This window comes from Desulfosarcina cetonica JCM 12296, from assembly GCF_001311845.1.
Classification (GTDB): domain Bacteria; phylum Desulfobacterota; class Desulfobacteria; order Desulfobacterales; family Desulfosarcinaceae; genus Desulfosarcina; species Desulfosarcina cetonica.
In genome coordinates this window covers 1-1,191 of record NZ_BBCC01000462.1, presented here as the reverse complement: position 1 = coordinate 1,191, position 1,191 = coordinate 1, and the positions used below count along the sequence as shown (strand labels likewise).

At 59.5% G+C, this 1,191-nt stretch carries 1 protein-coding gene; it reads right to left on the bottom strand.

The annotated features are described in order from the left end of the window. On the bottom strand, positions 1-1,191 hold a 1,191-nt coding region (tuf, locus tag JCM12296_RS34965), incomplete at both ends, for an elongation factor Tu (RefSeq protein WP_083456808.1).

Sequence of the window (1,191 nt, the reverse complement as noted above, 5' to 3'; positions counted from 1 at the left end):
ATTCGATAATATCGCTGACGACACCGGCACCCACCGTACGGCCACCTTCACGGATGGCAAACCGCAGTTCCTTCTCCATGGCGATCGGGGTGATCAGCTCCGCCGTGATCGCGACGTTGTCGCCCGGCATCACCATCTCCACGCCCTCGGGAAGATTCAGGATACCCGTCACGTCCGTCGTCCGAAAATAAAACTGCGGACGATATCCATTGAAAAACGGCGTATGACGACCGCCCTCTTCCTTGCTCAGAATGTACGCCTCCGCCTTGAACTTCGTGTGCGGCGTAATCGATCCCGGCGCCGATACCACCTGGCCGCGCTCCACTTCATCGCGTTTGGTCCCGCGCAACAGAACGCCGATGTTGTCCCCCGCCTGACCTTCATCAAGCAGCTTGCGGAACATCTCCACGCCCGTGCACACCGTCTTGGTCGTCTCGCGGATGCCCACGATCTCAACCGTGTCGCTCACATGGATCACGCCGCGTTCCACACGACCCGTCACCACCGTTCCGCGTCCGGAAATACTGAACACGTCTTCAATGGGCATCAGAAACGGCTTGTCGATGTCCCGTTGCGGCTCCGGAATATAACTGTCAATCGCGTCCAGAAGCTCGAAAATGCACTGGGCCTCCGGCGCGTCCACGCTTTCCGCCTCCAGCGCCTTCAGCGCGCTGCCGCGGATGATCGGCGTGTCATCTCCGGGAAATTCGTACTTATCCAGAAGCTCGCGCAGCTCCAGCTCAACCAGTTCGATCAGCTCCTCGTCGTCCACCATGTCGCACTTGTTCAAAAACACCACGATCCGGGGAACACCCACCTGACGGGCCAGGAGAATGTGCTCACGCGTCTGGGGCATCGGGCCGTCATCCGCACCCACCACCAGAATCGCGCCGTCCATCTGCGCCGCCCCGGTGATCATGTTCTTGATGTAGTCCGCATGGCCCGGGCAGTCCACATGCGCGTAATGGCGAGTCGCCGTCTCGTACTCAACGTGCGCCGTCGCAATCGTGATCCCGCGTTCCTTCTCCTCCGGCGCCTTGTCGATCTGATCAAAGGGAATAAAATCCGCCATCCCGCGCATCCCGCTCAATTTCGTGATCGCGGCCGTCAAGGTCGTCTTCCCATGGTCGATGTGCCCAATGGTACCTACGTTTACGTGCGGCTTGGTCCTCTCAAATTTTTCCTTCGCCA